Source organism: Anaerotruncus colihominis (assembly GCF_010206195.1).
In the GTDB taxonomy this organism is placed as follows: domain Bacteria; phylum Bacillota; class Clostridia; order Oscillospirales; family Ruminococcaceae; genus Anaerotruncus; species Anaerotruncus colihominis_A.
This window is the reverse complement of the sequence record NZ_VIQT01000009.1, coordinates 303714-326613: the sequence shown is the minus strand read 5'-3', so window position 1 is coordinate 326613 and position 22900 is coordinate 303714. Positions and strand designations below refer to the sequence as shown.

General features: G+C 53.1%; 27 protein-coding genes and 1 tRNA gene. 27 read left to right on the top strand and 1 reads right to left on the bottom strand.

Annotation, left to right across the window (positions count from 1 at the left end):
- The first annotated feature begins 61 nt into the window (after window positions 1-61).
- The 15 genes from FMM72_RS05725 (at window position 62) to FMM72_RS16945 (ending at window position 10965) form a co-directional block, all read left to right on the top strand.
- The gene (locus tag FMM72_RS05725) at window positions 62-343 is read left to right on the top strand and encodes a YabP/YqfC family sporulation protein (RefSeq protein WP_160208558.1); all 282 of its coding nucleotides are present in this window, start codon (window positions 62-64) and stop codon (window positions 341-343) included.
- Window positions 291-926, top strand: coding sequence for a spore cortex biosynthesis protein YabQ (yabQ, locus tag FMM72_RS05720; RefSeq protein WP_347561238.1), 636 nt, complete (start codon window positions 291-293; stop codon window positions 924-926). Before FMM72_RS05725 ends, yabQ begins: the two co-directional genes overlap by 53 nt.
- Window positions 923-1213: an FtsB family cell division protein gene (locus FMM72_RS05715; protein WP_160208564.1), complete on the top strand. Its 291-nt coding sequence runs from the start codon at window positions 923-925 to the stop codon at window positions 1211-1213. Before yabQ ends, FMM72_RS05715 begins: the two co-directional genes overlap by 4 nt.
- A 106-nt stretch (window positions 1214-1319) precedes the next feature.
- A complete protein-coding gene (locus FMM72_RS05710) occupies window positions 1320-1811 on the top strand; it encodes a S1 RNA-binding domain-containing protein (protein WP_160208566.1) in 492 nt (163 codons plus the stop codon).
- A gap of 162 nt (window positions 1812-1973) precedes the next feature.
- On the top strand, window positions 1974-3128 hold the full coding sequence (locus tag FMM72_RS05705) for an amidohydrolase (protein ID WP_160208568.1): 1155 nt from the start codon (window positions 1974-1976) through the stop codon (window positions 3126-3128).
- Complete coding sequence (locus tag FMM72_RS05700; RefSeq protein ID WP_162220833.1) at window positions 3125-3961, top strand: fumarate hydratase; 837 nt, start codon at window positions 3125-3127, stop codon at window positions 3959-3961. Before FMM72_RS05705 ends, FMM72_RS05700 begins: the two co-directional genes overlap by 4 nt.
- 150 nt (window positions 3962-4111) lie before the next feature.
- Window positions 4112-4648, top strand: a complete 537-nt coding sequence (gene hpf, locus FMM72_RS05695) for a ribosome hibernation-promoting factor, HPF/YfiA family (RefSeq protein WP_160208573.1) — start codon at window positions 4112-4114, stop codon at window positions 4646-4648.
- 51 nt (window positions 4649-4699) lie between these two features.
- Window positions 4700-4963, top strand: coding sequence for a TnpV protein (locus FMM72_RS17595; protein ID WP_162220832.1), 264 nt, complete (start codon window positions 4700-4702; stop codon window positions 4961-4963).
- Window positions 4964-4991: 28 nt separating this feature from the next.
- Window positions 4992-5717 (top strand): LytR/AlgR family response regulator transcription factor, encoded by a 726-nt coding sequence (locus FMM72_RS05685; protein WP_180322887.1) that lies wholly within the window; start codon window positions 4992-4994, stop codon window positions 5715-5717.
- Window positions 5714-7093: a sensor histidine kinase gene (locus FMM72_RS05680; RefSeq protein WP_162220831.1), complete on the top strand. Its 1380-nt coding sequence runs from the start codon at window positions 5714-5716 to the stop codon at window positions 7091-7093. Before FMM72_RS05685 ends, FMM72_RS05680 begins: the two co-directional genes overlap by 4 nt.
- On the top strand, window positions 7090-7851 hold the full coding sequence (locus FMM72_RS05675) for a DUF6033 family protein (RefSeq protein WP_162220830.1): 762 nt from the start codon (window positions 7090-7092) through the stop codon (window positions 7849-7851). The genes FMM72_RS05680 and FMM72_RS05675 overlap by 4 nt, the downstream gene beginning before the upstream one ends.
- A gap of 23 nt (window positions 7852-7874) precedes the next feature.
- Entirely contained in the window at window positions 7875-8510 is a 636-nt protein-coding gene (locus FMM72_RS05670; RefSeq protein WP_162220829.1) for a hypothetical protein, read from the top strand.
- A 13-nt stretch (window positions 8511-8523) separates the two neighbouring features.
- Window positions 8524-9531 (top strand): hypothetical protein, encoded by a 1008-nt coding sequence (locus FMM72_RS05665; protein ID WP_162220828.1) that lies wholly within the window; start codon window positions 8524-8526, stop codon window positions 9529-9531.
- Window positions 9532-9903: 372 nt separating this feature from the next.
- The gene (locus FMM72_RS17590; RefSeq protein ID WP_367116936.1) at window positions 9904-10026 is read left to right on the top strand and encodes a hypothetical protein; all 123 of its coding nucleotides are present in this window, start codon (window positions 9904-9906) and stop codon (window positions 10024-10026) included.
- A 180-nt stretch (window positions 10027-10206) separates the two neighbouring features.
- Window positions 10207-10965: a hypothetical protein gene (locus FMM72_RS16945; protein WP_180322886.1), complete on the top strand. Its 759-nt coding sequence runs from the start codon at window positions 10207-10209 to the stop codon at window positions 10963-10965.
- A 464-nt stretch (window positions 10966-11429) separates the two neighbouring features.
- Here the strand turns inward: FMM72_RS16945 and FMM72_RS05655 are convergent.
- A tRNA-Val gene (locus FMM72_RS05655) sits at window positions 11430-11505 on the bottom strand.
- Between the two features lie 254 nt (window positions 11506-11759).
- On the opposite strand from FMM72_RS05655, the gene ruvC reads away from it, so the two are divergent.
- From ruvC to FMM72_RS05595, 12 genes are all read left to right on the top strand, one after another.
- Complete coding sequence (gene ruvC, locus FMM72_RS05650; RefSeq protein ID WP_160208575.1) at window positions 11760-12251, top strand: crossover junction endodeoxyribonuclease RuvC; 492 nt, start codon at window positions 11760-11762, stop codon at window positions 12249-12251.
- A gap of 71 nt (window positions 12252-12322) precedes the next feature.
- A complete protein-coding gene (gene ruvA / locus FMM72_RS05645; RefSeq protein WP_160208578.1) occupies window positions 12323-12925 on the top strand; it encodes a Holliday junction branch migration protein RuvA in 603 nt (200 codons plus the stop codon).
- Between the two features lie 37 nt (window positions 12926-12962).
- Window positions 12963-14003 carry a Holliday junction branch migration DNA helicase RuvB gene (gene ruvB, locus FMM72_RS05640; RefSeq protein WP_160208773.1) on the top strand — a complete coding sequence of 347 codons (1041 nt, stop codon included), beginning with the start codon at window positions 12963-12965 and terminating at the stop codon, window positions 14001-14003.
- Window positions 14004-14067: 64 nt separating this feature from the next.
- Window positions 14068-15408, top strand: a complete 1341-nt coding sequence (glmM, locus tag FMM72_RS05635; protein ID WP_160208580.1) for a phosphoglucosamine mutase — start codon at window positions 14068-14070, stop codon at window positions 15406-15408.
- 4 nt (window positions 15409-15412) lie between these two features.
- Window positions 15413-16273: a class I SAM-dependent methyltransferase gene (locus FMM72_RS05630; RefSeq protein ID WP_160208582.1), complete on the top strand. Its 861-nt coding sequence runs from the start codon at window positions 15413-15415 to the stop codon at window positions 16271-16273.
- Window positions 16274-16341: 68 nt separating this feature from the next.
- Complete coding sequence (locus tag FMM72_RS05625; protein ID WP_160208584.1) at window positions 16342-17199, top strand: energy-coupling factor transporter ATPase; 858 nt, start codon at window positions 16342-16344, stop codon at window positions 17197-17199.
- The gene (locus tag FMM72_RS05620; protein ID WP_160208587.1) at window positions 17196-18065 is read left to right on the top strand and encodes an energy-coupling factor transporter ATPase; all 870 of its coding nucleotides are present in this window, start codon (window positions 17196-17198) and stop codon (window positions 18063-18065) included. Before FMM72_RS05625 ends, FMM72_RS05620 begins: the two co-directional genes overlap by 4 nt.
- The gene (locus FMM72_RS05615) at window positions 18058-18888 is read left to right on the top strand and encodes an energy-coupling factor transporter transmembrane component T family protein (protein ID WP_160208589.1); all 831 of its coding nucleotides are present in this window, start codon (window positions 18058-18060) and stop codon (window positions 18886-18888) included. The genes FMM72_RS05620 and FMM72_RS05615 overlap by 8 nt, the downstream gene beginning before the upstream one ends.
- A 13-nt stretch (window positions 18889-18901) precedes the next feature.
- On the top strand, window positions 18902-19642 hold the full coding sequence (truA, locus tag FMM72_RS05610; protein WP_162220827.1) for a tRNA pseudouridine(38-40) synthase TruA: 741 nt from the start codon (window positions 18902-18904) through the stop codon (window positions 19640-19642).
- 24 nt (window positions 19643-19666) lie between these two features.
- The gene (locus FMM72_RS05605; protein ID WP_162220826.1) at window positions 19667-21046 is read left to right on the top strand and encodes a DUF5711 family protein; all 1380 of its coding nucleotides are present in this window, start codon (window positions 19667-19669) and stop codon (window positions 21044-21046) included.
- 333 nt (window positions 21047-21379) lie between these two features.
- On the top strand, window positions 21380-22072 hold the full coding sequence (locus tag FMM72_RS05600) for a CvpA family protein (RefSeq protein WP_160208597.1): 693 nt from the start codon (window positions 21380-21382) through the stop codon (window positions 22070-22072).
- 185 nt (window positions 22073-22257) lie between these two features.
- The gene (locus FMM72_RS05595; protein WP_160208600.1) at window positions 22258-22806 is read left to right on the top strand and encodes a CDP-alcohol phosphatidyltransferase family protein; all 549 of its coding nucleotides are present in this window, start codon (window positions 22258-22260) and stop codon (window positions 22804-22806) included.
- Window positions 22807-22900 lie beyond the last annotated feature (94 nt).

Genomic DNA, 22900 nt, shown 5'->3' with positions numbered 1-22900 from the left:
ATCCAATCATCCCTGTGCATAAAAATAAAGGGAAACCATATTGACAGGGAGGTAAAACGCGATGGTCGAGGAAAAAAAGAAGGTGGGGCCGCATAACATCGTGATGGAGGACCGTAAGCGTCTGACGGTGACAGGCGTGACAGAGATTGACAGCTTCGACGAGCAGACGGTCGTTTTGTTTTGCGACACCGGGGAACTTGCGATCCGGGGGGAAGGGCTGCATATCAACCGTATTGACGTGGATGCCGGGGAATTGAACCTGGAAGGTACACGCATCGACGCGCTTTCCTATGCGGATAACCTGCCGTCGCGCGGCGGCATATGGGGCAAGCTGTTCCGTTGAACATCTACAAAACGCAGGGCGGGGGGATTGCATGGAGATCACGGTCGCAGGGCAGACCTGGATATTTTTGATGTCTGTTGCCCTGGGCGCGGCGCTTGGCGTTTTATACGACATATTCCGGATCGTGCGTATCGCGGTTCGCACGCCGCCCGCTGTCGTGCTTGTGGAGGATCTGGCATTTTCCATTGTTTGTACAACCGCAACATTTTTATTTTTAATCGGCGCGGACAAAGGACAACTGCGCATGTTTCTGCTCATTGGAGAGGCAGCCGGCTTTGCGCTGTATTACTGCACGGTTGGGGCGTTAATCATAGGCGCGGCGCGTGGGATTATTTCTGTGGTAAAAAGAGTATGTACGTTTTTTTGGAAGCTGCTGATATCTCCGATTCTGCGTCTTATGGGAAAGTTTGGATTACTAACAGGAAAAATTGCGAAACAATTGGCAAACTGTCTAAAACATCCCACAGAAAATTCGAATTTACCCTTGAAAAAGCACAGCGGGATATTGTATAATTTAAGAAATCGACTGCATAGGTACGGACAGAGAAAAGAGAAGGAAAAGCAGGAGTATACCGGTTCATGAAAAAGATACATACAAGAAAAAAAAGCTTGATGATCCGGCTGTGTGTGCTCGCTTTTTCCGCTTATGCGGTTGTCAGCTTAGTGTCGCTCCAGATGGAGATCGCCGGCCGGCGTAGCACATTGACATCCATAACGGAGCAGGCGGAGACACAGCGTTTGGCCAACAAGGAGATCGAGCGGCAGATCGCCCTTGGCGACGACAAGGGTTACCTTGCGCGGATCGCGCGTGAAAAGCTGGATATGGGACGTGCGGACGAGCGTGTGTTCCGCGACGCGGCAGGCACCTGATGCGGCTGTGCCTGAAAAAGGGCGGCGCGTGCAAAAATCTGTTTGGGTGGGCTGTTTTGCAGCCTTGTATAAAACATAAGACTTTTAAGGAGGCAGCGTAAAATTTATGCAGCTTGAGGTTGGCAGTATTCTTGAGGGCAGGGTGACCGGAATCACAAAGTTCGGCGCGTTCATCGAACTGCCTGGCGGCAAAACCGGAATGATACATATTTCGGAGGTTGCGTCGTCGTACGTGAAGGAGATTTCCGATTACCTGTCCATAAACCAGATGGTCAAGGTAAAGATCATCGGGATTACGCCGGAAGGAAAGGTCAGTCTGTCAATGAAACAGGCGGCGCCGGCTTCGCCGACCCAGGACAGGCAGCCCGCGCCCCGCGCCCCGCGCGGACAGGGCGGCGACCGCCCCGCGCGGCCGTTCCAGCGCCGGGCGCCGCGCGAGGTTTCCTATGGTTTTGACCGGCGCCAGCCGATCACAAACGAAAACATGTCGTTTGAGGACATGATGAGTAAATTCAAACAGGCCAGCGACGATAAGATGTCGGATTTGAAACGCTATACGGACATGAAGCGCGGTTCCGCGCGCAATCGTCCGCGTTGAGAGGCGTATTTCGCACGCAGCCAGTCTGTAAAAAAGGGCGCTTCGCGCCCTTTTTTGTAGCTTTGCGAACCTGTGACCCGGCAAGCCACAGAGGATTGCTTAAATGGAGGGGACGGACCTGGAAGTGATGGGCGGCTTTTGCCCCAATGGAAAGGAATATTTATGCTGATCATCAATGCAAATATCCGTACAATGACGGGTAACGATTATGAAAACGGATACATCCTGATAGAACAAGGCAAAATCGCGGCTGTCGGCGAGATGGCGCAGGCTCCAAAGGCAGATTGCCTTTATGATGCGCACGGCATGTTTGCGCTCCCGGGTTTCATTGATGCGCACTGCCATATCGGCATGTGGGAGGACAGTCTTGGCTTTGAGGGGGATGACGGCAATGAGGATACCGATCCGTCGACGCCGCATCTGCGCGGGATTGACGCCGTCAATCCGTTTGACCGCGCGTTTTCCGAGGCGCTTGATTATGGCGTAACAACGGTTGTAACCGGACCGGGCAGCGCAAACCCCATCGCCGGACAGGTGTGCGCGATAAAGACGCGCGGCCGCCGTGTCGACGATATGATTGTGCGTGCGCCGCTTGCAATTAAAATGGCGCTTGGAGAGAATCCAAAGACAAGCTACCATGAAAAGCAACAGGGACCTGCGACGCGTATGGGGATCGCGGCGGTGATTCGGGAGCAGCTTGCAAAGGCGCGGCGTTATGCGCAGGAGATCGACGAGGCCGTGCAGGATGATGAGATTGATGAACCGGAATACGACGCGAAATGTGAGGCGCTGCTTGCCCTGCTTGACGGACGGATCAAGGCGCACATCCACGCGCACCGTGCCGACGACATTTTTACCGGCATCCGTATTGCAAAGGAGTTCGGTTTTGGATATGTGATTGTGCATGGTACAGAGGGCCATTTGGTCGCTGATTTGCTCGCGGGTGAAGATGCGTCTGTGATTGCGGGACCGCTGCTTGGCGCACGCACAAAGCCGGAGCTTGCAAATTCGGACGCCGCAGGGATCGCCACACTTGTACACGCGGGCGTGCGGGTTGCCGTTGCGACCGATCATCCGGAGCTGCCGTGCCATTGTCTGCTGTTAAGCGCCCAACTGGCGGCTGACAGCGGATTGGAGCCTGAAAAGGCACTGCGGGCGATCACGGCTGACGCAGCGGAAATTTGTTCCATCGGCGATCGTGTCGGATCGATTGCGCCTGGTTATGACGCGGATATTGTATTGTTTGATGAGGAACCGATCAAGACACGCAAAAGGCCACAGGCGGTCTTTATCAATGGGGAGAAGGTGCGTGGATGAGAGAGCTTGCATATGAAGCGGTGGTTGAGGCGGTACGCGATCTCTGCATTGAGGCGAACCGCATACTGCCAAGCGACCTCAAGGCGCGCTTGCAGCATGCTTGCGGCGAGGAGGAATCGTCGCTTGGACGCGAGGTACTCGTCGACCTTGTACGCAATTATGAGATGGCCGAGGAGATGTGCTTGCCGGTTTGTCAGGATACAGGGATGGCTGTTGTGTTCGCGGATCTTGGCGAGGACGTGCATGTTCGGGGGTTGACAGAGGCCATCAATGAGGGCGTGCGGCGCGGTTATTTGGAAGGATTGCTGCGCTGTTCTGTTGTCGGAGATCCGCTGCGCCGCATCAATACAGGAGACAATACGCCTGCGGTGCTGCATCTGCGCATTGTGCCGGGCGACCGCCTGTCGCTCACAGTGGCCCCAAAGGGCGCCGGCAGTGAAAATATGAGCGCTATCCGTATGATGACGCCGGCCGCTGACGAGGAGGATCTGGTACGCGCTGTGGTTGAAATCGCCGTGCAGGCGGGGAGCAATCCCTGTCCGCCGATGATTGTCGGTGTTGGAATCGGTAGTAATTTTGAAGGGTGTGCGCTGCTGGCAAAGCGGGCGCTTTGCCGTGACACGGCGCTGCGCAATCCCGCCCCGCTTTATGCACAGCTTGAGGATCGGATGCTCGAGGCGATCAATCGCACTGGTATCGGACCACAAGGATTTGGCGGCCGTGTGACGGCCCTGGCGGTCAATATTGAAGCGGGACCGACGCATATTGCGAGCCTTCCGGTTGCGGTCAATATGGGATGCCATGTCACACGGCATGCGCAGCGTGTACTGTGACGATCGATGTACAAAACATAGCTGATCTATAAATTTTCAAAAGAGCATTGTAATTTCGACCAATATATTGTATAATATAGGCAGGAGGATTAGACAAATTGTTAAAAGCAGGGGAGCCTGTTTTTGATATAAAACAAAGGGGTTGAATTTATGAACATTACCATCACAGCACGTAAGACCTCAGTTCGTGACTCTTTTAAAGATCGCATCGACAAAAAGCTTGCGAAGCTCGACCGGTTCTTTGATGAGAGTGCCAACGCGATCGTCACTGTGACCAACGAAGGGGACCGCGAGACGGTTGAGGTAACGATTCAGGCGCAGGGTATGTTCTATCGGGCGGAAAAAACGACGTCCGACCGCTTTGATTCGCTGGAAGCCGTTGTCGATTCCCTGTTCAGGCAGATCGTTAAAAATAAGGACAAGCTGGGCAAGCGCCTACGTGAAACCGCTTTCGATGCGGCGAATATGGAAGCCGGCGAGGAGCAGGAGGAGGTATATGGCGATTTTGATGTAAAGCGTGTCAAACGTTTTACTTTGCGTCCGATGGATGTCGACGAGGCGATTCTGCAAATGAATCTTGTCGAGCATGAATTCTTTGTATTCCTCAATGCCGAATCAAATGAGATCAATGTGGTTTATAAGCGACGCAACGGAGCGTACGGTCTTTTGGAACCGAAAATCGGCTGAAAAGATATATGATAAAAAAGGGGCGCGGATTGGGGGACACTTCGTAAGGAAGTGTCCCCCAAAACTTTTGTCAAGACATACCGCCAAGAGGGAGATTACCTACTCCCGAATCTTGCTGCGCTGGAAAGTATCCCCGTTGGTATCTGGTGCCAGCGGCGCAAGCAATATTTGAGAGAACACAGAAATAACAGCTGGGGGCGCAAGCGTATTGCTTGCGCCCCTCTGTTTGCATGTAGTAAAATAATCCTGTGCTGTCCAGTTACGCTATCAAACCGTCCAGTCACGTCAACCGGGCTTACCTTGACGGCCATTTGAACGAATAAACAGGTAGAGGAATATTGCCATGATAAGAATCGCAATTTGTGATGATGAAGCCCCGACCCGCGCTTACCTTGCGTCCCTGATCCGGGCGCAGGACTGTCCCTGTGAGATTGTGGAGTACGTTTCTGCCAGTGACTATCTTACAGGCTATCAGGGAATAGACCTACTTTTTCTGGATATTGAGCTGAACGCCACCGGCCCGGATGGTATGGCGCTGGCTCATCGGATTAGAGAAAGCAATTCTACCCCGCAGCCGGTCATCATCTTTGTGACCGGCTACGAGCGGTATGTGTTTGACGCTTTTGACGTGGGCGCGTTCCAATATCTGCTGAAGCCGGTGGACGAGGAAAAGTTTGCCCAGGTCTTTGCCCGCGCCATAGAACAGATCAAGACAGGTCGTGTCCAGACGCAATTTTCCCATGCGCTCACCCTCCAATCTGCTGGCACCAGCCGAACCGTATCGCTGGACAGCATTTACTACATCGAAAGCAGCGATCACAAGGTAGTCCTGCGTCTGAAAGACGGGGAATTTTCCTGCTACGCGAAAATCCGGGACTTGGAGGCGGAGCTGGGCGATCAATTCTGCCGTGTCCACAAGGGCTATCTTGTCAATCTCGCCTATGTGGAGGGATACAGCAAGGCGGAGCTGATGCTGACCAACGGAGAAAAGCTGCTGATCTCCAAATACAAGTACCGGGACTTCGTGAAAGCCTACCTTCGCTTTCTGAAAAGGGGGGCTGGCCTATGAGCGAGACGGGATTTCGGATATTCAATCAGGTGTTTTCCATTGTTGTGGAGCTGCTGTACGCCGGTCTGCTCACCTCCTTTTTCCGGCCCTTTGTTCCGCAAGATAAAAAGCGGCGGAGGCTGCTCCTTGTCTTTTCTATCTACATTCTTTTTGAGATCGTCTGCAATCGGGCATCATTGCCCCAAGGTTCCTTTGGGCTGATTGTGGCGGCGCTGTTACTGGCAACATCAAAGTGGATCAGCCTGAAAAAATCCCAAGTATTCCTCTTAACGCTGCTTTACTTCAACGCCAGAATTTCCAGCGGCCTGATGGTGGAGAGCCTATATTTTGTTTTGGAGCGGTCGCTGCCCCTACCCACGGAACCGCTGGAAGTGATTTTTCTTCGCGCCGCCGTCTTGGTGACGCTGTTCCTGCTGTCCCATGTGGTTATGCTGACCGTCATGCTCTATGCCCTCCAGCGTCAAATGCGAAAGCAGAAAATAACGCTCCAGCGCCGGGAGCTGTGCTATATCAGCTTGGTGCCAACAGCGGGGATTCTATTTGGTCAGGTGATCTCCCGGCTGCTGATCGAGTTCAAAGACGGCGTTCTGCTCCAGCTCTATGAGCGCCACCCGGTATTTTTGGCGGTGGTGCCGGTGCTGGCCCTGCTATTTTACGCCGGGGCCTATCTGACCATCGCCTTCCAGCAGGGCATGACGGCGCTCCGGGAGGAACAGGCCATCCACTATATGGAGTATCAGCAGACACAGGCAATCCGGACGCGTATCCATGAGGCGGAACAGTTCTATACCCGCATCCGTAGGCTGAAACACGAAATGCGGGGCCACTTGACCAACATCAGAGGGCTGGCACAGAGCGGCGAGTACGAAAGCCTTACGGACTATATCGCCAAAATGGACGAAAGCATGAGCGGCTTTGAGCTGACGCTTCAAACAGGCAACCCAGTCACGGATGTGATTGTGGGCGATATACGGCAGCGGAGCCTTGACCTGGGCGTCCGTTTCCAAGTGGAGTTCCATTACCCCGATCCGGGGGCCTATGACGCCTTTGATGTGGGGATCATCCTTCAAAACCTTCTGCAAAACGCGGTAGAGGCTTGCGGGAGGGTCAGCGAGGGGGAACGTTTTATTGTGCTGACTGGCACAAGAAAAGGACGTTTCTTTCTGATAGAGGTCAAAAACTCTTTCGTTGGTGAGGTGGTATTCGGGCAGGACGGCATGCCTGCCACAACAAAACAAGAAGATGCACCCATGCACGGGATTGGCCTTGCAAACGTGCGCCGGGAGGCAGAGAAGTATATGGGAGAATTGGTGCTGAAAGCGATTCAGCAGGAATTTTCCGCAACGGTTCTATTGCAGGAAAGGGGTAGTTTATGAGCGGCATGATTGATTGCAGATATTTGAACAGGATGTATAGCCCCCTGCTCGGAAACCGCACTGTTCGGAGTGCGGCGGCACAGACTTCCAGCTTTCTGGACATGGCTGCAAAGGCCAGCAGAGGCACGACTGATATGCCGGAGATCAGCGGTAAGCCGAAAGTTTCTGAAACGGCTGAAACGTCGAATGTTGACGCATATCTGGAGCATTTGAAAAAGAAATATGGGCGGGTGACAATCGAAAGTATTGGGAAGGATCAGGCAAGCCTTGAAAAAGCGGGCAAGCGTATGAACGGCAATGATGTTGTGATCGCTCCCAACATCTTGGAGGATATGGCCGGTGATCCGAAAAAGGCGGCTTATTTCGAGCAGAAGATTGATTACTTCTTCACGGATATCATTCCCAATGGCACGGCTTTTGCGGCATCCATGGGGCTGACCTTTGAACCATGCGGCGTGGTGGTTCATGAGGATGGAACAGTGACCTATATCTGCGGCGGCGGCGATTCCCCGGAGCGTGTGGCCGAGGTAAACAGGATCAATGCTGAAAAGGCCAAGAAAAAGGCGGAACAACAGCGGCAGGCCGCAGCGGCGGCACAGCGCAGGGCCATGTGGGAGCGTACCGCAGCGGCGGAGGCATTGGAAAAATCCTTTTCCAATATCGGCGATCTGCTGAAAACGCGGATGGTATCTATCCCCGCCGTCACGCCGGAGATTTTTTTACCGGCAGGAGCAAATATGTTTTTCCTTAATCTCTGACACCGAGGAAGGAGTGAAATATTTTGAACAACACAATCAACATAAGCTATTTGACCAGATTGGCCGGGAACTTATCAGGAACCGGCGCAGTCCGGCAGTCAGCGTCCCAGGGCGGTGACTTTCTGAGCATGGCCGCGCAGCTTCGGGCCAGCGAGCGTAACACCACACCCATCCCATCCGAAAAGACGGATATGAGCATGGAGGCTTACCAGCAGTCAATCCGGGAGAAGATTTCACAGATGCCTCTCTCGACTACCCGGCAAATGGAATCTATCTCTATTCAGATTTCCGATGCGGCTTTTGAGCGGATGAAAAATGATCCTGACTATGAAGCGTGGGTGCTGAACGATTTGAGGGAGGCGTTTTCTCAATCAAATCCGTGGGTAGCTACCACTGGCGGCGGTTATAGCGTTTTCTACATTGGCGAGACAAAGGAGCAATGTCATGCCGAGGGCTGGTATCCAGGCTACATGGGCAATCAAGGTGCGGCCATGTTTGAGGATAAAACCAAGGGCAGCTTTTGGGAGCAACGCATGGAAAACCACAAAAAATATATGGAGCTTCAGCAGGAGGCGGCAGCTCGGCGGCGGATGCTGATGAAGCTCCGCATGAATGGCGGTTCCGTCAGCGCCGCAGAACTTTTGATGGGGCTGCTTTAAGGGGGAAAATATTGTGAGCAATACGATTCAGCCGGGTTATGGGACACAAGCATATAGTATCCCCACAAAAGCCCGTGAGGCAAAACAGGCGGGAACGCAGGACAGCAGTTTCATGGATATGGTGGCACAGGCCGGCAGGAACAGGGCCAACACGTTCACCACCGGTCTGGGCGGTCTGGCAGGTATGGCGGCGATGCCCGCCAGCCTGATGATGGATTTGGCGGTTCGCTCTGGCGGACAGGTGCAGACCGAGGGCGTGGCGGCAGCAGAGGCCCCCTCTCTGGAAACCATGTTGAAGGAGAAATATCCAAACATCCACTACCACGTCTTTGACGCCAGCAGCGGCTATTGGCGCACCCGGAACGACTACCCCCACTACCTGCTGTACCAGGACGGGGACGAGGCAAAGGAAACGCTGGAGAATTGGCAGCCTACCGGAGCCAATCCCTTTTACGGCTCCATAGACGGCAGGTTTACCGCTCCGAAGGAGATTCACGCCCTGGGCAACGTCCCGCCTGGGAGCAAGGCTGTGGTTATCCATCCCAAGGTGCAGGAGCGCATGGAGCAAGACCCGGCCTACGCCCAGGAGATTTTTGCGAAGATCGACACATGGTTTGCCTTTGACGTAGTGCGGAACGAGGCCATTATGCCCGGTAGTACATGGGATATGTCCCAGGCCGTTGCCATTGGGGAGGATGGGAACATCTGCAACGCCTGTTCTTCCAGCGCGGGCGGTGAGATTACCTACTCCAAGAGCGGTTTTGACGATGAAGAAAGCTGGTGGGATTTACGTATGGCCCGCCACGCCGAGTTTATGAAGCTGGCGGTAGAAAAGCAGATTCAGCGGCACATCCAGGCTTCCGAGCTGGCCGCGTCCGCTGCAGCAAAGTCCCAGCTTGCCGCCATGCTGACGGGCGGAAATCTGCGGGAGATTTTCGGCAGCGAGATTGCCGGTATTCCCACTGAAACCGTTCTGGCGATTACGCAGGCCCAGGTTTGGGGCGGTGGGGCAATTTTGTGATTAGCTGTCTTGTGGGATAACGAGTATAGCTTTTGTGTTGCCGGGGGCACCCCAAAAGCGGGCGGCGCTTTGTGCCGAGAGGGGTTCAATTCCCCTCATCTCCACCACGTAAAGCCGCTTGCAGGCGTATTGCAGGCGGCTTTGCTTTTTACGATAACACACTTTATAACACGTTTTTATTTAACAGCTTTGCAAACAAATCGCCGATGGCGGCGGCAGTTTGCTCGGAATCATTGAGCAGCGCGTGGCCGTATTGCCCAAAGGTGTCCATGCTTCGAGAATGCCCGACAAGTGATTTTATGGTTCCTTCCGGCAGGTACTTTGCAATGGAGACAGTGGATAAGATGTCAGACAAAGAGCGTGAGATAAGGAATGACGCAGGCAGAGTTGACGGAGAAAATTAACGTTACTCAATCCATGCTCTGCCAAATTAAGAGAGGGGCGAAAGCGCCGTCCTTGCCGTTAAGTACAGAAATTGCGGCCGCATTGATCTGATGGGGCAACGGCGTAAGTACATTTGCCCTCAACAACATGATGACCAATGGTTTCCATGGCGTAGATAATGCGGTATGCGACCTTGGTTATAATGTACAGAATGGCTTTAATCAGATTGGCCATCAGATTTCTGATTGCTGCTGTCAGACGCAGAATGCAATCTAGAATGTTCGCTATGATATGGCGACACAGGCTTGCGATACCTGCCGTCTGATCCAGTCAACCACCCGCGATATCACTGACAACGCCAATGCAAACACCCGTGCAATTCTTTATTTCCTCACGCAGGACAAGATTTCTACGTTGCAGGCAGAAAATCAGTCGTTAAAGCTGGCGGCGTCACAGGCCGCGCAGAATGCCTATCTGATTGCGAACAATGATGCGCAGACTGCTGAATTGATTCGCAGGATTGCTCCGTCTCCGATGCTGTCTTATATGTTATTGATGCGCGGAAATAGGCGCGAAGATAATAGTAGACATGATTACAGGCATCCTTATGACGCGCCTGGCGACGCATTTCTTGACCGGCGTAGCCGCCGTCATTATGATAACGGCAGATATGCGCCTATGCGGTCGACTTATGATGATATGATGTCATATGATTATGGTCGTCGTTATACGCACGATCTGCCACAAAATCGCCGTTATCTTATGGGATGGGATTTACAGCGGGAAATGAAACGGATCATCATGAATCATATCCACCGCCTATGTACAGCCAATACGAAGGGCAGGGATACCATTCGACGTAGCGGAGACAGGTATCAGATTGGCGGCAGCGTGCGTCAAAAAGATGAGAACCGCGATAAAAAGCTTGACCATAAAACCGCCGAAAAATGGGTATCTCAAATGAGTAAGCCGGGAAAGCCTGAGGAAAAGGCGGAAAATGGACCTATGATAAAGAAAAATCCATTCTCGAAAAAAGGGCTGGAATGTTAATCCTGTAGCATTCTTTGCGATCCTTAATATGATTTACAGCGATTATGGAAAAACATTGGCAAACTATAATATCAATAACACTGATCGGTATGCTGACTTAACCAAAGATTGGATTATGGGCGATGATATAGCAGCAGGAGCAGAAAAGGCAACCCGTCATGACTGTGATATCGTTGAATAGAAGTAAAAGCGCCCGGAATCCGGGCGCTTTTATATGGATTTTTGTATCATAGAAAACTATGTAAATATTTAGATACCTAAAAATCAAGTCATTATTTGTATTTGCAGACAAAGGGGCATTACTAACATGTTACTGATAAACTATAAAATTACTTTTTTTACCATGTTGTATTGAACCAAAAAATAATATTTAACAAAAGTTTAGATTTCTTGTGAGTTGGATTTTCATGCGGATTTAAGGGAATAAAAAAATGCCGCCCGAGCTATTGCTCGAACAGCATCCTTGGTGGACGGTAAGGAACTCGAATCCCTGACCCCCTGCACGTCAAGCAGGTGCTCTACCAGCTGAGCTAACCGTCCATGTTTTATTTTTTCAACCGACTTGCTTATTATATAATAATTATTTGGAAAATGCAAGAGAAAAATTCAAGAAAATTAAAAAAATTTGTAAATCGTTTAAATTAACTGTTAAATGGCAGCGAAGGAAGGGTTTTGTTTGTGCAAATATGTCAAAAATTATACTGCAATGATCGTCAAAACGCAACGATAGGCACTTGTCCCAATGCGCAAATATATGATATAATAAATTGATTTGGCGATATGTAGGAGGGCCTATGATCATCCTTGGAATTGACCCAGGCTATGCGACAGTTGGATATGGCGTGGTCAATTATGACCGCGGGCGTTTTGCACCGGTCAGGTTTGGCGCGATCACAACACCTCCAAAGACCGATTTTTCAGCGCGGCTTGAAATGATCTATGACGATATGACAGTATTGTTTGATAGGTCCCGGCCGCAGGCGCTTTCAATTGAACAGTTGTTTTTCTCCAATAATAAAACAACCGCCATCGACGTTGCGCAAGCGCGCGGGGTTATCCTGCTTTCTGCGCGCAAGCATGGCGTTCCAGTGTTCGAGTATACGCCGATGCAGGTCAAACAGTCTGTGGTTGGCTATGGGCTTGCCGAAAAAAAACAGGTGATGGAGATGACACGGATGCTGCTTGGATTGGAGACGGTGCCCCGCCCGGACGATACGGCCGACGCACTCGCACTCGCGATCTGCCATGGTCACAGCGCCGGTTCGTTGCTGTCCCGTCTGAAGTAGGCGGCGCGAACCTATGCGCTGTTTTAAATTTGTCCGCGCTCTTTGCGGACTAGCCCGGGAGGGGTTACAGTATGTATTATTCTGTCACAGGAACAGTGCTTCATGCAGAACCGTATTTGGCTGTGATCGGCTGCTGCGGCGTAGGATATAAATGTATGACGACGCTTACAACGCTGTCGTGCCTGCCGCCGGTCGGCGGCGAGGCGACATTATATACGCATTTGAATGTTCGCGAGGATGCGCTCGATTTGTACGGCTTTTACACACAGGCAGAGCTGAACGCATTTAAAATGCTGATTGGCGTGTCGGGCGTCGGTCCAAAATCGGCGCTGGCGATTTTATCCGATATGACGCCGGACAAGTTGGCGCTCTGTATCGCCGCAGGCGATTCCAAAAGCCTGCGCGCGGCGCCCGGTATCGGACCAAAGGCAGCGCAGCGCATCATTCTGGAATGTAAGGATCGTATTGGCGCCAGTGAGTTGAGCGGGGAAATGTCCGAGGTAGCGTCGCAGCTGCGGCATGAGACCACCAATATGAGCGAAGCAGCAAGCGCGCTGGCCGCGCTTGGCTACAGCCCCACGGAGTCAGCGAAAGCATTGGCTGGTCTTGCGGTTGATATGCCGGTCGAGGATATGATTAAGCATGGTCTGAAAGTGCTTTCGGGCGGAAGATAAGATGGATGAGAATTCGGATGAAGGGGCGTTTAAATGGATGTTTGATAACGAAATGGACTTTGAAAACCGAATTATGGCCCCGGAAAGCATCGCAGGCGACAGCGATATCGAGGTCACGCTGCGCCCGAAGACGCTGGCCGAGTATATTGGCCAGGAAAAGGTCAAGGAAAATATGCGTATCTTTATCAGCGCCGCGAAAGGACGTGGGGAGCCGCTCGACCATGTGCTTCTGTATGGGCCGCCCGGTTTAGGAAAGACGACGCTGTCCAATATCATTGCCAACGAAATGGGTGTCAATATCCGTATTACAAGCGGTCCGGCAATCGAAAAACCGGGCGATCTGGCCGCTTTGCTCACAAATCTTGCGCCAAACGATATACTGTTTATAGACGAGATTCACCGTCTGTCACGCGCTGTTGAGGAGGTGCTCTATCCGGCGATGGAGGATTTTGCACTCGACATCATCATTGGTAAAGGTCCGTCAGCGCGCTCCATCCGGATTGATCTGCCACATTTCACGCTTGTCGGTGCAACAACGCGCGCGGGACAGCTTACCTCGCCGCTGCGCGACCGTTTTGGCGTCATCCAGCGGTTGGAGCTTTATACAGCCGATGAATTACAGACGATCATCCTGCGCAGTGCGGGAATTCTCGGCGTGATGTGCGACCCTAAAGGCGCGTATGAATTGGCGCGCCGCAGCCGCGGTACGCCGCGTGTTGCCAACCGGCTGCTCAAGCGCGTGCGCGATTTTGCCGAGGTCATGGGTAATGGCCGTATCACGGAGGAGATCGCGGCAATCGCGCTTGACCGGATGGAGATCGACAAGCTTGGTTTGGACGCGGTCGACCGTCGGATGCTCGAAACGATTATTCGCGGTTACGGTGGGGGGCCTGTGGGGCTGGAAACCCTGGCGGCGGCCCTTGGCGAGGAGGCGGTCACGCTGGAGGATGTGTGCGAACCGTTTTTGATGCAGCTCGGCTTTTTGGCGCGTACACCGCGCGGGCGGTGCGTTACGGCGCTGGCGTACAGCCATCTGGGGATGAAAGCCCCTGGCGCGGAGCAGTTATCGTTGGGATAGACAATTCTGTCGACGTCATCCATAGTCTGTTTGAAAATCGCTTATGATAGATAGGAGAATGGAAATGGGAAGAATCTTTGGTACCGACGGTGTGCGCGGTGTTGCAAACGGTGATTTGACCATCCAATTGGCAACTGATATTGGCCGTGCGGCCGGTATGGTAGTGGAGGAGACAGCCGGACCAAGGCCGACCTTTCTTGTCGGCAAGGATACGCGCGTTTCGTCCGATATGCTTGAAGCGGCGCTCGCCGCGGGTCTTTGCAGCGTGGGAGCGGATGTTGTGCTACTCGGTGTGGTGCCTACGCCGGCTGTTGCATACCTTGTGACGCGCTATGGCGCCGACGCGGGCATTATGCTGTCGGCCAGCCACAATCCATATGAATATAACGGCATCAAAATATTCAACGGGAAGGGTTACAAGCTGCTGGACGCGCAGGAGGACGAGATTGAGCGTATCGTACTTGACCACGAGCGTCCTTACGCGGTCAAAGCCCCTTCTGAAATCGGCACGATCAGGCGCTCCGGTTCAGCGGTTGACGATTATGTCAGTTATATCAAAACAACGATTGACGGCGATCTGTCGGGAATGCGCGTGGCGATCGACTGCGCCAACGGCAGCGCAAGCGTGACAGCGAAAAAGTTGTTCGAGGGCCTTGGCGCGGATTGCGACATTTTTCACGCCTCGCCCAATGGCAAAAATATCAACGATGGGTGCGGCAGCACGCATGTCGGAGAGCTTGCAAAACATGTCGCCTGCGGCGGCTACGACGCGGGGCTCGCGTTCGACGGAGATGCGGATCGATGCCTCGCTGTCGACGAACGGGGGGAGCTTGTCGACGGCGACCGCCTGATCGCCCTGTTCGCATACCATTTGAAAGAGCAGGGTAAACTGAAAAATAACACGCTTGTTGCAACTGTTATGAGCAATCTCGGTTTGTTCAAGTTCGCCGAGCAGCACGGCATCGATACACGTGCGACACGTGTCGGCGACCGCTATGTGCTGGAGGCGATGCTCGCGGACGACTTTTGCATCGGCGGTGAACAGTCGGGGCATATCATTTTCCGTGATTATATGACGACCGGCGATGGACAGCTTTCGGGCGTACAGCTTTTAAGCCTGCTCAAAACGTTTCAAAAGCCGCTGTCAGAGGCTGCCGGCCTGATGCGCACTTATCCGCAGACATTGCTCAATGTCCATGCCACGCCTCAGATGAAAGCGGCGCTTGAAAGCGACGAACAGGTGCGCGCCGTGATCGACCGACTGAATGGGACGCTTGGCGGCGAGGGCCGCATTCTTGTGCGTGCGTCCGGGACGGAGCCGTTGATCCGCATTATGGTTGAAGGCCGCGACCTTGAAGAAATTGAGGCGATCGCAAAGGAAATCGCCGCTGTGATCGAGGGGTAAGCATATGCGTGCGGCGACGAACTGGAAGGATTTTGAGGTGGTTGATACAAGCGGCGGCGAAAAGCTGGAACGTTGGGGCGACGTCACACTTGTGCGTCCCGATCCGCAGGTAATTTGGAATACGCCGCGTTCCAGCGCTTGGCAGCGCGCCAACGCGCGCTATGACCGCTCGTCGGCGGGCGGCGGAAGCTGGCGTGTGAAGCATCTGCCGAAGGCGGAGTGGGAAATCGAATACGGCGATCTGCGCTTTCATATCCGTCCAACAGGCTTTAAGCATACCGGCCTGTTCCCGGAGCAGGCTGTCAACTGGGATTTGATGTCCGGGATGATTCATGCGGCGGACCGCCAGCTCAATATTTTAAATCTGTTTGCCTACACCGGCGGCGCAACGCTTGCCTGCGCCGCCGCCGGAGCACGTGTCTGCCACGTCGACGCGAGTAAGGGAATGGTGCAGTGGGCGCGCGACAACGCCGCCCTTTCGGGTTTGTCGGACAGGCCTGTGAGGTGGATTGTCGACGACTGTAAAAAGTTTGTTGAGCGCGAGATCAGGCGCGGTGTTCGTTACGACGGCGTCGTTATGGACCCGCCGAGCTATGGGCGCGGACCGGGCGGCGAGGTTTGGAAGCTGGAGGACTGCGTATACGATTTGGTATCGCTGTGCGCCGGCGTGCTTTCGGACGAACCGGCATTTTTCCTGCTCAATTCATATACGACCGGGCTGTCGCCGTCTGTGATGGCGTATATCCTGTCGGTGACGGTCGGCGCACGGCACAGGGGGACGGTTACGGCTGATGAAATCGGTCTACCGGTCAGCAGCACCGGATTGGTGCTTCCATGCGGGAGCACGGCGGTCTGGACACGATAATTTGTTTATATGAAATCGAACGGCCGGTATCACTGCGGTGAACCGGACCAAAATAAGGAGACATCCAAATGGGAGACATCATATCTGCACAGAAGGTAGTTTTTGGCTACCCGAAGGAAGACAATGAATTGAATATCGTCCTGCGCGGCGTGAGCCTCACCATTCCAGAGGGACAGCTTGTGGCGGTGCTTGGCCACAATGGGTCCGGTAAATCGACGCTGGCAAAACATTTTAACGCCATTTTCGTGCCAAGCGAAGGGGCGGTCGAGGTGTGCGGTATCGATACAAAGGATGAGGACAGGCTGTATGACATTCGCCAGACAGTGGGCATGGTTTTTCAAAATCCGGACAACCAGATTGTTGCAACCATTGTCGAGGAGGATGTTGCGTTCGGGCCAGAAAACATGGGCGTGGAACCGAAGGAAATCCGTTTGCGCGTCGACGGGGCGCTTGCCGATGTCGGTATGTCCGAATACAGAACACATGCGCCGCACCAGCTTTCAGGCGGGCAGAAGCAGCGTGTTGCCATTGCAGGCATCATCGCGATGCGCCCGCGCTGTATTGTGCTTGACGAACCGACGGCGATGCTCGACCCAAAAGGGCGCCGCGAGGTCATCTCCACAATCAAGCGTCTCAACCGTGAGAATGGCGTGACGGTTGTATTGATCACACATTATATGGAGGAGGCGGCCCAATGCGACCGTGTCGTCGTTATGAACGACGGACAAGTCCTTTTAGATGATGCGCCGCGTGCTGTGTTTTCCAACGTGCAGACGCTCAAGGAAGTTGGACTTGATGTTCCGCAGGCGACAGAGCTTTGCTGGCGGCTGCGCCAGGAAGGCGTTGACCTTCCCGGCGATATTCTGACCGAGGACGAGGCTGTCGCGGCGATTGCCGAGGCGCTCAGAAAGGCGGGCTGCGCATGAATGCGATTGAAACGCGGGAGTTGACATATGTCTATTCCAAAAACACGCCGTTCGAAAAAACAGCGGTCGATCATGTCAATCTGGCCATTGAGGCGGGCGAATTTGTCGGTGTGATCGGGCATACAGGTTCAGGGAAAAGTACGCTGATTCAGCATTTCAACGGGTTGCTCAAGCCGACCTCCGGACAGATTTTGATCAACGGGACGGACTTGTGGGGTGAAAAAACAAATATACGGGAATACCGCTTCAAGGTTGGTCTGGTGTTTCAGTATCCTGAATACCAGCTCTTTGAGGAGACCGTTTATAAGGACATCGCGTTTGGACCGGCCAATATGGGATTGTCTCCCGCGCAGGTTGACGAGCGCGTGCGCGAGGCGGCCGACTTTGTCGGGCTGCGCGCGGCGCTGCTTGACAAGTCGCCGTTTGAATTGTCCGGCGGGCAGAAGCGCCGTGTTGCGATCGCCGGCGTGCTTGCGATGAACCCAGATATTCTTGTGCTTGACGAGCCGACCGCAGGGCTTGACCCGAAAGGGCGCGACCGTATCCTCGGACAGATCAGGCAATATCATAAGCAGCGTGGCGGCACGGTCCTGCTCGTGTCGCACAGCATGGAGGACGTTGCGCGCTATGCGCATAAAGTGCTCGTGCTCAACCGCGCGGGCGTCGCTATGTACGACGATGTGGCGAAGGTCTTTTCGCGCGCCGGCGAGATCACAGCGATGGGGCTTTCCGTTCCCCAGGTGACACGGATCTTTATGGATCTTCGCACACAGGGCTTTCCGGTCAGCGAAAGCGTCTATACGATGGACTATGCATGCCGGGAGCTGCTCGATCTGCTTGGGAAGGGGGGAGAGCGGAATGCTTAAAGATATCACCATCGGTCAATACTTTCCCGGAGCGTCCGTCCTGCACAAGCTCGATCCACGTGTCAAAATTGTACTGACCATCGCCTATATCGTCATGCTGTTCGCTGCCTCAAACGCAGCTGGTCTGGCTGTGGGCGTCCTGTTTTTGATCGTTGTTTACGCGGTGTCAAAAATTCCGCCCTCCATGATTTTAAAGAGCCTCAAGCCGGTTGTGCCCATCATTATTTTTACGTCTGTGCTCAATATGCTCTTTATCGACGGCCGGGTGCTTGTCTCCTTCTGGATCTTGAAAATTACGGCTGAGGGTATCCAGACGGCTGTCTTTATGAGTGTGCGCATTATCTGCCTGATCGCCGGAACGTCTCTGTTGACCTACACAACATCTCCAATTGCATTGACCGACGGCATTGAGCGTCTCTGTAATCCGCTCAAGCGCCTGAAAATGCCGGTGCACGAACTGGCGATGATGATGACAATCGCGTTGCGGTTTATCCCGACGCTGATCGAGGAGACAGACAAGATCATGTCGGCGCAGAAGGCGCGCGGCGCCGATCTGGAGAGCGGCGGGTTGATGCAGCGCGCGCGCGCGCTGATTCCGATTTTAATTCCGCTGTTTGTTTCGGCGTTTCGCCGTGCGGACGAGTTGGCGCTCGCGATGGAGTGCCGCTGTTATCGTGGCGGCGAGGGACGTACACGCATGAAGCAGCTTAAAATTCATGGGCGGGATATCTGGTGTTCAGTGGTCGTCGCCGCCTGTTTTGCATGTGTGATTGCAGCGAACTTTACACCGTGGCAAATGCTGCTGTCCACGGCCGGTCTGTGAGCGGGGGGATCGGATGCGCCATCTGCTGTTGACGATTCGATACCGCGGCACACGCTATCACGGCTATCAGGTGCAGCAGAACGCTGTGACGGTGGCGCAGACGGTACAGGACGCTGTTGAGCGCATATTCGGCGAGCGGCTGCCAATCAAGGGCTGTTCGCGCACCGATGCGGGCGTGCATGCAAACTGTTTCGCCCTGACGCTGCGCACATCTTGTACGATTGCGTGTGATGCGGTTGTACGTGCGATGAACGTCCATCTTCCCGATGACATCGCCGTGACAGGCTGCCGCGAGGTACCGGGAACGTTTCATCCCCGCTATGACTGTAAGGGCAAACGCTACCTGTACCGCATCTATAACGGCGCGGTCCGGGATCCGTTTTCAGCCGATCTGGCGCTTTTTTGGAAGTATCCGCTCGACGAGCGCCGAATGGATGCGGCTGCGCAAAGTTTCGTCGGTACGCACGATTTTGCCGCGTTTTGCAGCAGCGGTTCGAGCGTGCAGGACACGGTGCGCACCGTGACGAATGCGTCGGTGACACGTCACGGAGACTTTGTGATATATTCTGTCACAGGAAACGGTTTTTTGTACAACATGGTTCGCATTATGGTGGGAACGCTTTTGGAAGCGGCACGCGGCGTCTATACGCCGGCGGATGTATTGCGCATGATTGAAGGGCGCAACAGGGCGGCCGCCGGCCCGACGGCGCCGCCGCACGGTTTATATTTGGACGCTGTTTTTTATGAGGATTGATATTGCTGGAAAGGGGGACCCTTGATGGCGCAGCTCACTGATCTTGAAAAAGTACGACGCAGCCGCGCGCGACGCAAATTGGCGCACAATCTTGCGACATTATTGTTGTTCGCAGCGATTATTGCTGTTGTGACAGCGTTGGTGCGTCATGCGGGCGATTTTGACCTCAAGACAGCATACAGCGATATCACAGCTGAGATGCGCGGCGGCGGTGGATTCCCCACAGTGCTGCCCGGTGGAAATGTGGTGGCTTTGCAGGCGGCTGGTGAAACGCTGGTGCTTTTGACAGACACGAATCTGTATACCTATAATCGTTCAGGCGGTCAAATGCTGGATGCACAGCATGGTATGGCCAATCAAGCGATGAAAACGGCTAAAGAGCGTATTTTGCTTTATGACCGCGGCGGTACGCGTGTGGAGCTGTATTCACGCGCGGCGCGGGTTTGCGCATTATCAACTGACTATACCATACATACTGCGGACGTTGCGTCAAACGGCAATTTCGCGGTTGTGACCGGTGCGAGCGATGCATTGGCGCGTGTCGTTGTATATAATAAGCGCGGCAGTGAAATTTTCCGGTTTTCATCTGATAAGCCCATTATCAGTCTGGATCTGTCCAATTCACGCGACTTGATGTATATCGGGTTTACAGATACGTCAAATGGGGAATTCTTGTCAAGCATTCGAAAATTTCAGCTCAGTTATAATGAAGGCGACCTCGGGCGCAAGGACTTTCCTGGAGAACTGCTGCTCTTGGTTGAGAGCCTGAGTGCAAACAGTGTGCGCGCCTTTACAGACCAACGCGTTGTCCTTTTGGATGGCGATATGAGCGAGGCCGCTTCCTATATTTTTAGAGACGGACAACTGGAACGGTACTGCGTCACGCCGGATGGGCGGATTGTGCTTGTGATGGGGAATTATGAAAAGGATAAACGCCTGTCGATTGTTACGCTTGACCGTGATCTTATGCAAATCAACCGGTTTGAAACAGATATCAATGTAACGGATATTTGCGCGGACAACAATTATATTTATCTCATGGCGCGCGACTATCTTCATGTTTTGGGATTTGACGGCTCCGCTATCGCTTCCGCACAGATCAGTAAACTGCAAAGCATAGAAGCCATCGGATCAAATCTTTATTATGCGGCTGGAACGGAATTGGATTCGATTGATACGAAGCAGCTTGACCGTCTGGATGCAAATAAATCTGCGGCCTCCGATTCATCCACATCCGCCCCAGCGTCCGCATCTGCGGATGTGGCATCCACAAGCGCACAATCCAATGCGTTGGAGAACGCGTCCGAAGGCTCTGACAAGGCCGTATCCGAGCTTTCCAAAACAGACGTGTCATCGGCTGCCGCCTCCACAGAAATAGATGCGTCCAGTCAGGCAGGAACGTAATTTTATTTGTAAATAATCAGTAGATTTGGTATAATAACCGCAGGGCAAACGGTGTTGCCGTTTGCCGTCGCCATCTGGCGACTACTGCTGCTTTGCAGCGGGCTGCGCATGTTGCGCCACAGCTAACCGGTTTAACTGCCGCTTTGCGGCAGACAAGCCCGAATGGGCTTGCCGCTGTGGTATAATAACCGCAAACAGGATTATGCCCAACGACTCGCCGCTTGCGCGGCAACCGCCTTTTGATGGGCAATGATACCATGCCGCTTCGCGGACATGGTATCATATATAAAATTGTCATGCAATGCAGGTTTGCAGGACATGAAAGGATTATATATGGATTCTTTGACAGCCATCGGACTTGATGTCGCCGCTGTGGCGGTTGTGGTATACTGTGCATACGCGGCGGCCAAGAAGGGCTTCTTGCGTACGGTGGTGCAGATGATCGCTTATGTGGCGGTATTGGCTGCCGCTCTGTTTTTCAGCCGTTCGGCTGCGCCGGTCGTTTATGATCGTGTCGTTGAGCCGATTCTGATGCGTCAGGAGCTGCATGAGCCTACAGGGGATGCTGTGTTGGTTTCAGCGTCATCCAATGAGGAGCCGACCTCGCTTGATGGGATTATTGGTGATACGATTGATGAATTTTTAGGCGGCGAGTCGGCCGGTGATGTGGCGGATGGATTGATCGGAGATCTGGCAGACGCAACGCTGCGCCCCATGATGATCAGTACGATTTCGGCGATCGGTTTTGTTTTGTTGTTTGCCGTTCTGTCGCTTGCTGCCAATATCCTGCTGTCGGCGCTCGGTATTATTAACCATTTGCCTGTGATCGGTACGCTCAATGCGGCGCTGGGCTGCGCGGTCGGAATTTTACAGGGGTTGTTGATCGTTTGGATTCTTGGGGTGCTAATCAGCGGTGTGCTGAATTTGAATACAGACGGATGGTGGATTTTTACACAGGAGGCGGTAGGGCGCACACATATATTTCACTACTTTTTGACGCCGGAGCTGCTTGCACGGTTCCGATAGATCCAAACAGCTTGACGAACAAATCGGTGTGTAAAGCGGGCTGATGAGAAAAGCAGCGACATGGCAGCCAATTTAAAATAGCCTCGGAATGCATTGGGAACGGAAAATGGGAAATCCGTCTGTACGGTGGTGTTTCCGGCGGGATGCTTTTAAAAAATCGGTATCCCTGTGAGGGGGGAGTCTGAATGAAACTGAATGTGCCGAATGCATTGACTTTATTTCGAATTCTGCTGATTCCGGTATACTTATGGCGATATCTGACCGCGCAAAGTCAGATGGATTTTTTAACTGCGGCAGGGATTTTGCTGCTTTCGGCGCTTAGTGATACAATGGACGGGTATATCGCGCGGCGGTTTCATCAAATTACCCAGCTTGGAAAAATTCTCGACCCGGCTGCGGACAAGCTGACGCTAGCGGCGGTAATTGTTTCTTTGTGGCTGACAAGGCCCAATTGGTGGCCGCTGTACACTCTGTTCATTCTCAAGGAGTTTTTAATGTTGCTCGGCGGTTTGCGCCTGCATCATAAGCAGGTCACGATTGAAGGGGCAAAATGGTTTGGCAAGCTTTCGACAATTATGTTTTATGTGATTATGATTATTATCGTAGCGATGCCGCAGCTTCAGGACCGCACAATCCTGACAATGCTGTTGGTGCTGCTTGTATTCATGCTTTTTTCACTTTTGAGATACGGAATGCTGTTTTGCCATATGTTGAAAAATTCAACAAAAAAATGATACTGCATTAGTAGATTATTTATCTGGTATTAATATGCTGTTCACAACGGGCATATACAATATAACCTGAAGAATTATTTTAACAGCGTGGATG